Genomic DNA, 8223 nt, shown 5'->3' with positions numbered 1-8223 from the left:
GCAGGAAAACCCGCCGACGCCGCCAACGGCAGACCGTCAGACGAGACCACCACCGCGTGCGCGACGCCGGGGACCGTGTTGACGAAGTCGGTGATTAACCAGTCCACCCCGCGTGCCGCGTGGCTCAGGTCGTTCATACCTTCTCCTTCGCCGGTCGCTCGAGCGACGACGGTAGTCGGCCGTGTCGTACTGGCCGCTCGTTACGCTCGCTCATGCGCCCTCATTCCTACTGCTGTTATCCCTGGGCCCGGACCCGTACGTCCTGCCCTCGCTGATGTCGTCGCGTGCGGCTCTGAAGCCCTGCTGGAAGCTGGACAGCCGGCTGCGCACCCGTTCCGGCGAGATCGCCGGCATCGGGGCGACGCCCTTGGGCGCCGTGGCGGTCTCGGCGGAGCCGGGCACCAGGTTCGCCTTGGGCACCCGCTTGGGCAGGCCGGCCGCGGTCGCGCCGTCGCGCACCGGCTCGCGTACCACCTCGGCCGCGCTCCAGCCCTCGTCCGCCTTCGGCGAGCTCCACTTGGCGTCGTCGGACGCCGCGGAGTGGTCGAACCACGCCGACTCCACCGAGGCGAAGATCGGCAGGTACTCGCCGTTGCCGTTGCCGGACTGGCCTGACTGACCGGGCTGACCGGACGAGATGGCGGGCAGGGGGCCGGTGGCCGCGGACTCGCTGTCGGCGAAGTCGCCGCCGGACGCGGGCTCGCGCGTCCACGGACGGGTGTCGTCGGACAGGGCGCCGGCGCCGCGCTGGGGCAGCGAGCCCTCGCGCCGGGGCAGCCCGTTCTCCCGCTGCGGGAGCCGGCTCTCGCCCGCGGGGGCGCCGCGCGAGGCGACCCAGACGTCGTTGGAGGAGTCCTGGGACATCCACCCCGCCGCCTCGGCGGGCAGTGCGGGGCTCGACGGCCACGACCCGGCCGACGGGAACGCCTCTGCAGAGGGATAGGAGGGATAGGACGGGTGCCCGGGTCCGAGCTGGTACGACGCGGCGGGCCACGACCCGCCCTGCGGTCCCGGCTGGGGCACGGACGGGAACTGCTCTTCCCTGGAGGCGGCCGGCGCGGCCCCCGCGTACGAGGGGGCCGACGGGCCGAGCAGCGACTCGGGGATGAGCACCATGGCGGTCAGGCCGCCGGAGCCGTGCGGGCGGAGCTGGACGCGGATGCCGTGGCGGTGCGCCAGCCTGGCGACCACGAACAGGCCCATGCGGCGGGAGACGGAGACGTCCACGGTGGGCGCCTCGCTCAGCCGCTCGTTGGCCTGGGCCAGCTCCTCGGCGGTCATGCCGATGCCGGAGTCGCTGATGGAGAGCATGATGCCGCCGCCGTCGATCCGGCTGCCGGAGACCGGGACGCGGGTCTCGCGGGGCGAGAACGACAGCGCGTTCTCGATCAGCTCGGCGAGCAGGTGAATGACGTCGTTGACGGCCTGGCCGGCGATGGAGACGCCTTCCGGCACCTCCAGCACGACGCGCTCGTAGTTCTCCACCTCCGACAGCGAGGCGCGGGCGACGTCGACGAGCTGGACCGGCTGGCTCCAGCGGCGCGGCGGCTCCTGGCCGGCGAGGACCAGCAGGTTCTCGCTGTTGCGCCGCATGCGGGTGGCCAGGTGGTCGAGCTTGAACAGGTTGCTGAGCCGCTGCTCGTCCTGCTCGCCCTGCTCCAGGCTGTCGATGAGGGTGATCTGCCGCTCCACCAGGGTCTGGCTGCGCCGCGACAGGTTCACGAACATCGCGTTGACGTTGCTGCGGAGCCTGGACTCCTCGCCCGCCAGGCGGACCGCCTCGCGGTGCACCTCGTCGAAGGCCCGCGCGACCTCGCCGATCTCGTCCTTCGAGTTGATCTCGATGGGCGGGACCCTGATCTTGTCGGGGTCGATGTCGTTCTCGCGGAGCTGGCGGACCAGGTCGGGCAGCGTGTGGCCGGCGATCCTGAGCGCGTCGCTGCGCAGCCGCCTGAGCGGGCGGACCAGCGAGCCCGCCATGAGAGCGGTGATCGCGAGGACCAGCACGAGCAGCACGACCACGATGCCGATGTTGATCGCGGCCAGCTGCCTGTCGGCGCTCGCCACGTCGGCGCTGCGAGTGGCGACCTCCTCCGACAGCGACTTCTGCACCTGGTGCAGCCGGTCGACGGTCTCGGAGATGGAGTCGAACCAGAGGTCGACGTCCTTGGTGCTGGAGTTGTCGAGCCGGCGCAGCGGGGTGCCGCTGTTGTGCAGCAGCACGGCGCGGCTGATGTAGAACTCGGCGCGGCCGATCTTCTGGCTGGCCACGGTGTTGTCGAAGTTCTGCCGCTGGGCGGGCGTGGCGACCGCGAGGAACGAGGAGCGCTCGCTCTCACGGCGGGAGCCCGCGTCGAGGAAGCCCTTGAACTCCGGCTCCTCGAACCTGCCGCGCACCAGGGCGATCATCAGCAGCGCCCGCTGCTTGGACGCCTCCTCCTCCGCGCGGGCGACGCTGCGCAGCGCGGCGGCGGTGGAGGTGAGCTGCTCGTCGGTCGAGCCCTGGCCGAGCTCGTCGTAGACCTGGAGCAGGTCGGCGATGATCTCGGAGTACTTCTCGACCGTCGGCAGCGGCGGCATCTGGTCCTTGGTGTACGCCGCCCGCAGCGAGCCGAGCTGGGAGAGCCGGACCTCGATGCGGTCCAGGGTCCTGCGGCCGATGTCGGACACCGAGTCGCGGGCCTCGGCGATGGCCGCCTTCGTCCTGGCGGCGCTGGCGTCCACGATCTCCTGCTGGCTCTTGAGCCGCTGTCCTTCGCTCGCCCGCTTGTTGGCGGCGACGTAGCGGCCGGCCAGGCCTCGTTCGAGCCCGAGGTCGCGGGCCAGCTCGCCGAGCTGGCTGACCAGCCGTCCCACGTCGCTGATGAGCTGGTACTGCTGGGCGCTGCTGATCGAGTCGGTGACCCGCAGCCCGCCGAAAATGACGCCCACGATCGTGGGAATGGCGATGAGGGCGATGAGGCGGGTGCGCACACGCCAATTGCGCAGCGCGAACGGGCTGCCCGAAACGGGCTGCTGTACCTGCGGAACCTCTCCGCCCGCAGACTGTTCCGGAATGTCCGGGGCCCTGCCACGACCGGAGTCGGCCGTTGTTGTCCTCACTGGTGGCAACCTCTCGCCATGGCCTGCTTGGGGGGTTTCAGCGGCTTCGTCGCAAGGGACGAGTGATCGCAGGCAAGTTCGAGGCCCAATTTGAGCACAAACCCCATACTTAGGCCAACGTCTCGGCTGTTTTCAACCGTTCCAAATGACACCCTGTTCACGTGGCAAGCTCTTGACCACAGAGCGCAACCAAAGTCTCGATCCGGACATATAGCTCAGAAACCCACTTTATGCATATATATACATCTATATCCGTGGACGGTCATCTTTAGCCGATAAAGTGCATAAACGAGGCATAGTGGCTGCCGTTTCGATCTCCCCTCCGGTACGCTTCACGCCCGGCATGCAGTGCCGATCTCCAGAAGCTTCCCCCTGGTAGGAGAACCCCCCAATGACACGCAAACTGCGCTGTAGCGCCATTGCTCTCGGCGTCGCAGTCGCTCTGACTCTTGCCGGTTGCGGCGGTTCCGACGAGCCCAGCAGTGCGTCGGCCGGTGGCAGCGGCCTTGAGAAGACCACCATCAAGGTCGGGGCGCTGCCCATTCCCGACCCGGTGGCTCTGTATGTCGCGAACGAGAAGGGCTACTTCAAGGAAGAGGGCCTGACCGTTCAGCCGGTCACGATCACCGGTGGCGCGGCGGCATTGCCGCAGATCGAAAGCGGCGCGCTCGACATCTCCCAGACCAATTACGTTTCCACGTTCGCCGCGGTCAGCCAGGGCAAGAAGATCAAGCTGGTCGCCGACATGTACCAGGCGGGCCCGAACACCTTCAACCTGATGGTTCCGAAGGATTCGCCTATTCAGACGGTGGCGGACCTGAAGGGCAAGACCATTCTGGTCAACAACCTCAACAACGTCGCCACCCTCGCCACGCTCACGCAGCTCAAGGTGGCCGGTCTCACCGAGGACGACGTCAAGTTCGTCGAAAAGCCGTTCCCCGACATGGGCAACGCGCTGCTCAGCGGCCAGGCCGACGCCTGCTGGATCACCGAGCCGTTCATCACCGCCAACCAGAGCCAGCACGGCTTCCGCAAGCTGGCGGACACCATGACGGGTCAAACGGCCGACCTGCCCATCGCCGGCTGGATGGCCACCGAGGACTGGGCGCAGAAGTACCCCAAGACGCTCGCCGCCTTCCAGCGCGCGATCGCCAAGGCGCAGCAGCTCGTCTCCAGCGACCGCAAGGAGATCGAGGCCATGCTGCCGAAGTACACGAAGATCGACGCCAAGACGGCTTCGGTGATCACGCTCGGGACCTTCCCCAGTGAGCTGAACGCCAACCGCCTGCAGAAGGTCGCCGACCTCATGCTCGAGTACGGCTACCTGAAGAGCCCGATCGACGTGAAGTCGATCATCGCGGCCCCCGCGGCGAACGGATGACGCGTGCACGACTGCTCCGCGGCGCCATCGGCGTCGCGGGGTTCCTTGTTCTCGGGGAACTGTTCATCCGCTTCGTCGTCAACGGGGAGCTGCAGTTCCCCCCGCCTTCCACCGTCCTGCAGGAGGCCTTCGGCCTGCCCGCCGACTCCGACTTCCTGTCCGGGCTCGGCGCGACCCTGATCAACTGGGTGCTCGGCCTGCTCATCGCCACCGCCATCGCCGTGCCGGTGGGCGTGCTGCTCGGCGCGCTGCCGCCGGTGGAGCGGACGATCAGGCCCGTGCTGGAGTTCCTGCGCCCGATCCCAAGTGTGGCGATCATCCCGCTGGCGATCCTGCTGATCCCGGTGGACGAGCTGATGAAGGTCTCGGTCATCGTCTACGCGGCGGTCTGGCCGATCCTCATCAACACCCTGTACGGCATGCACGACGTCGACCCCGTGGCCAAGGAGTCGCTGCGCAGCTTCGGCTTCGGCCCCCTGGCCGTCCTGGTCAGGGTGAGCCTGCCGAGCGCGGCGCCCTTCATGGCGACCGGCATCAGGATCGCCTGTGGCATCGCCCTCGTGCTCGCGGTCAGCGCCGAGCTGCTGGCCGGCGGCGTCGCCGGGATCGGCGTCTTCGTCAACCTGGCCGGCAGCGGCAACAGGACCGACCTCATGTGGGCGGCGACGGTCTGGGCCGGGATCCTCGGCGCGCTCGCGAACGTGCTGCTGCGGGCCGGCGAGCGCCGCCTGTTCCGCTGGCACACGATGCGGACGGGGGCGGCGGAGCGATGAAAGCGCTCACCAAGCTCTGGCTCATCCCGGTGGTGCTCGTCGTCTGGGAGTTCGGCACCCGGGCGATAGGCGACGGCGATTTCCCGCCGCCCACGATGATCGTGGGCAAGATGTACGAGCTGTGGTTCTCCGGCCCGGGGAGCCGCGCCTTCCTGACCGACGACGCGATCGACAACATCCTGCCCAGCCTGGGCCGCATGTTCGGCGGCTGGATCCTGGCGGCGGTGGTCGGGATCGTGGCGGGCATGCTGCTCGGCCGCTCGCGCACGGCCACCGATTTCGTGGATCCGCTCATCGAGTTCGGCCGCGCGCTGCCGCCGCCGCTGCTGATCCCCGCGTTCCTGGTGCTGCAGGCCGGCTTCCAGTCTCCGCACGGCGTGCTGATCACCCAGCTCATCACGATCGTGTTCGGGGTGATCTGGCCGGTGCTGCTCAACTCGATCGACGGCGTCAGAGCGATCGACAAGACCTATATGGAGACGGCGACCGTCTTCAACCTCACCAGGATGCAGCGGCTGCGCGTGGTCGTGCTGCCGGCCGCCTCGCCGAAGATCTTCGCCGGGCTGCGGCTGAGCCTGTCGCTCGCGCTGATCCTCATGGTGATCACCGAGCTGATCGGCGGCAGTGACGGCATCGGCTACCAGCTCCTGCAGGCCCAGCGCAGCTTCGACGGCGCCGCGGTGTGGGCCGCGATCACGCTGCTCGGCATCCTCGGTTACGTCGTCAACTCCCTGTTCGTACTGGCCGAGCGCCGGGTGCTGGTGTGGCACCGGCAGGCCACGCGCAACCCGTGACTTTCTGGAAGGACTCATGCCACACTCCGACGACCTCCTGTGGGGCGCCTACGGTGACATCTCCCGTTTCGCCGCCCTCCTCACCATGGCCGAGCTCGGCCTGGCCGACCACCTCGCCAAGGGCCCGCTGACCACGGCCGAGCTGGCCGAGCGCGCGGGGGCGCACGCCCCGTCGCTGCGCAGGGTGCTGCGCGCGCTGGCAGGCCTCGGCCTGGTCACCAGGGCGGGCGACGACGCCTACGACCTGACCGAGCGGGGCGCGGCGCTGCGCTCGGACGCACCGGGCTTCCTGCGCTCCTCGATCCGCATGCTCGGTGAGGAGGGCTTCTGGTACGCCATGGGCACGCTGCCCGAGACGGTGCGCACCGGCCGCTCGGCCTTCGTCGAGCGCCACGGCCACCTCTACGACTACCTGGCGCGCAACCCGCAGTCGAGCGAGCTGTTCGACGACTACATGACGGCCAGGGCCGCCGCGTTCACCGAGGGCCTGGTCAAGCGGTACGCCTTCCCGCCCACCGGGACCATGGTGGACGTGGCCGGCGGCAAGGGCCACATCCTGGCCACGGTGCTCCATGCCAACCCGCAGATGCGCGGCATCCTGCTGGACCTGGAGCACGTGGTGGACCACGCCAGGCGCACGCTCGCCGACGAGGGCCTGACCGAGCGCACCGAGGTGGTCGCGGGCGACTTCTTCGTCTCGGTCCCCTCGGGCGGCGACGTCTACCTGCTGGCCAGCGTCCTGCACAACTGGGACGACGAGGACGCGCTCAAGATCCTCCGCAACGTCCGCGAGGCGATGAACCCCGGCGGGCGCGTGCTCATCCTGGAAGTGGTGCTGCCCGACACCGAGGAGCCGCACCTGGGCATGGACGTCGATCTGCGGATGCTGGCGATCTTCAACGGCGGCACCGAGCGCAGCCGCGACGAGTACGCGGCGCTGCTCGACCGCGCCGGCCTGGCGATGGGCGACGTCATCGAGCTGGGCGCGGGCGCGAGCCTCATCGAGGCGCTGCCGCGCTGAGCCCTGGGTGCCGCGTCGTCCGGCGAGCGGGAGGGCGCGGCTCCCGGGCCGGCGCGGCACCTGAGCCCGGGTCAGCCGCCCCAGCCCGGTACGGCCATGCGCACCGACAGCGCGTGCTCGACGAGCTGGATCAGCGCGTTCTTCACCGAGTCCTTGGAGCGGGCGTCGAGCCGCACCATGGGGATGTGCGGCGCCAGGGTGAGCGCGTCGCGCACCTCGGCGTCGCTGTGCGGATATTGCCCGTCCCAGCCGTTCACGCCCACGACGAACGGCAACTGGGCCTCTTCGAAGTAGTCGATGGCGGGGAAGCTGTCGGCGAGCCGCCGCGTGTCGACCAGCACGACCGCGCCGATGGCGCCGCGTACCAGGTCGTCCCACATGAACCAGAACCGGTGCTGTCCGGGCGTGCCGAACAGGTACAGGATGAGGTCCCGGTCCAGGGAGACCCGGCCGAAGTCCATGGCGACGGTCGTGGTCGACTTCAGCGGCGTCATGCCGAGGTCGTCGATTCCCGCGGAGGCGTCGGTCATGACGGCCTCCGTGGTGAGCGGCATGATCTCCGACACCGCGCCGACGAACGTCGTCTTGCCCACCCCGAAGCCACCGGCGACCACGATCTTCGTCGAGGTGAGCCCGGGGTTAGAGCCTGCGAAGTCCACTTAGAACCCTTTCCAGCAGATTTACGTCCGGCCGGCCGGCGTCCAGCTGTGGCTGATGCACGCGGACCAGGCCTTCGGCCGCCATGTCAGCGATCAGCACGCGCACCACGCCGAGCGGGATCCGCAGCAGGGCCGACACCTCCGCGACGGACCTGACCTGCCGGCACAGTTGGCTGATCGCCTGGTACTCCGGCGTGATATGCGAGAACTCCCGCTGCTCGGCGGTCGCCGATGACACCAGGGCCTCCATCGCCAGCTTGACCCGCGGAGCCGTCCGCCCTCCCGTCACCGCGTACGGGCGGACGGGCGATGCGGGGTCGGGATTCAGCTGCGACTGGGGCTGAGGCTGCTGAGGTGGAGGGGCCCAACCGCCGCTGTTCCATCTGGGGTCCGACACGTACATCACCTTGACTGACTGGCGCGCAGCTCGGCACGCACAGCCGGAGTCAGCACCTGACCGGCGCGATCGACCATCAACGTCATCTGATACGCC

8 protein-coding genes and 1 pseudogene are annotated in these 8223 nt (G+C 69.1%); 4 read left to right on the top strand and 5 right to left on the bottom strand.

Features of this window, described 5'->3' with window-relative positions; all coding sequences use genetic code 11:
- Together AB0K67_RS40425 and AB0K67_RS40420 are read right to left on the bottom strand one after the other, a co-directional pair.
- A partial coding sequence (locus AB0K67_RS40425; RefSeq protein WP_364061402.1) for a roadblock/LC7 domain-containing protein occupies nucleotides 1-137 on the bottom strand: 137 nt, incomplete at its 3' end.
- 73 nt (nucleotides 138-210) lie between these two features.
- The gene (locus tag AB0K67_RS40420) at nucleotides 211-2973 is read right to left on the bottom strand and encodes a nitrate- and nitrite sensing domain-containing protein (RefSeq protein WP_364070928.1); all 2763 of its coding nucleotides are present in this window, start codon (nucleotides 2971-2973) and stop codon (nucleotides 211-213) included.
- A gap of 520 nt (nucleotides 2974-3493) precedes the next feature.
- Here AB0K67_RS40420 and AB0K67_RS40415 point away from each other — a divergent pair.
- The 4 genes from AB0K67_RS40415 to AB0K67_RS40400 are packed head-to-tail and all read left to right on the top strand — an operon-like array spanning nucleotide 3494 to nucleotide 7071.
- Entirely contained in the window at nucleotides 3494-4483 is a 990-nt protein-coding gene (locus tag AB0K67_RS40415) for an ABC transporter substrate-binding protein (RefSeq protein WP_364070925.1), read from the top strand.
- A complete protein-coding gene (locus AB0K67_RS40410; protein WP_364070923.1) occupies nucleotides 4480-5256 on the top strand; it encodes an ABC transporter permease in 777 nt (258 codons plus the stop codon). Before AB0K67_RS40415 ends, AB0K67_RS40410 begins: the two co-directional genes overlap by 4 nt.
- Complete coding sequence (locus AB0K67_RS40405; RefSeq protein WP_364070921.1) at nucleotides 5253-6050, top strand: ABC transporter permease; 798 nt, start codon at nucleotides 5253-5255, stop codon at nucleotides 6048-6050. Before AB0K67_RS40410 ends, AB0K67_RS40405 begins: the two co-directional genes overlap by 4 nt.
- Nucleotides 6051-6066: 16 nt before the next feature.
- Nucleotides 6067-7071: a methyltransferase gene (locus AB0K67_RS40400; RefSeq protein ID WP_364070918.1), complete on the top strand. Its 1005-nt coding sequence runs from the start codon at nucleotides 6067-6069 to the stop codon at nucleotides 7069-7071.
- A 71-nt stretch (nucleotides 7072-7142) separates the two neighbouring features.
- Here AB0K67_RS40400 and AB0K67_RS40395 read toward each other — a convergent pair whose 3' ends face one another.
- From AB0K67_RS40395 to AB0K67_RS40385, 3 genes and pseudogenes are all read right to left on the bottom strand, one after another.
- Nucleotides 7143-7730 (bottom strand): ATP/GTP-binding protein, encoded by a 588-nt coding sequence (locus AB0K67_RS40395; RefSeq protein ID WP_364070916.1) that lies wholly within the window; start codon nucleotides 7728-7730, stop codon nucleotides 7143-7145.
- Nucleotides 7711-8133: a DUF742 domain-containing protein gene (locus tag AB0K67_RS40390; RefSeq protein WP_364070914.1), complete on the bottom strand. Its 423-nt coding sequence runs from the start codon at nucleotides 8131-8133 to the stop codon at nucleotides 7711-7713. The genes AB0K67_RS40395 and AB0K67_RS40390 overlap by 20 nt, the downstream gene beginning before the upstream one ends.
- A pseudogene (locus AB0K67_RS40385) lies at nucleotides 8133-8223 on the bottom strand (roadblock/LC7 domain-containing protein); the annotation flags it as partial. The gene AB0K67_RS40390 and the pseudogene AB0K67_RS40385, both read right to left, overlap by 1 nt.

It is taken from the genome of Nonomuraea sp. NPDC052634 (assembly GCF_040678535.1).
Lineage (GTDB): Bacteria > Actinomycetota > Actinomycetes > Streptosporangiales > Streptosporangiaceae > Nonomuraea > Nonomuraea fastidiosa.
This window is presented reverse-complemented; position numbering and strand designations above follow the sequence as displayed.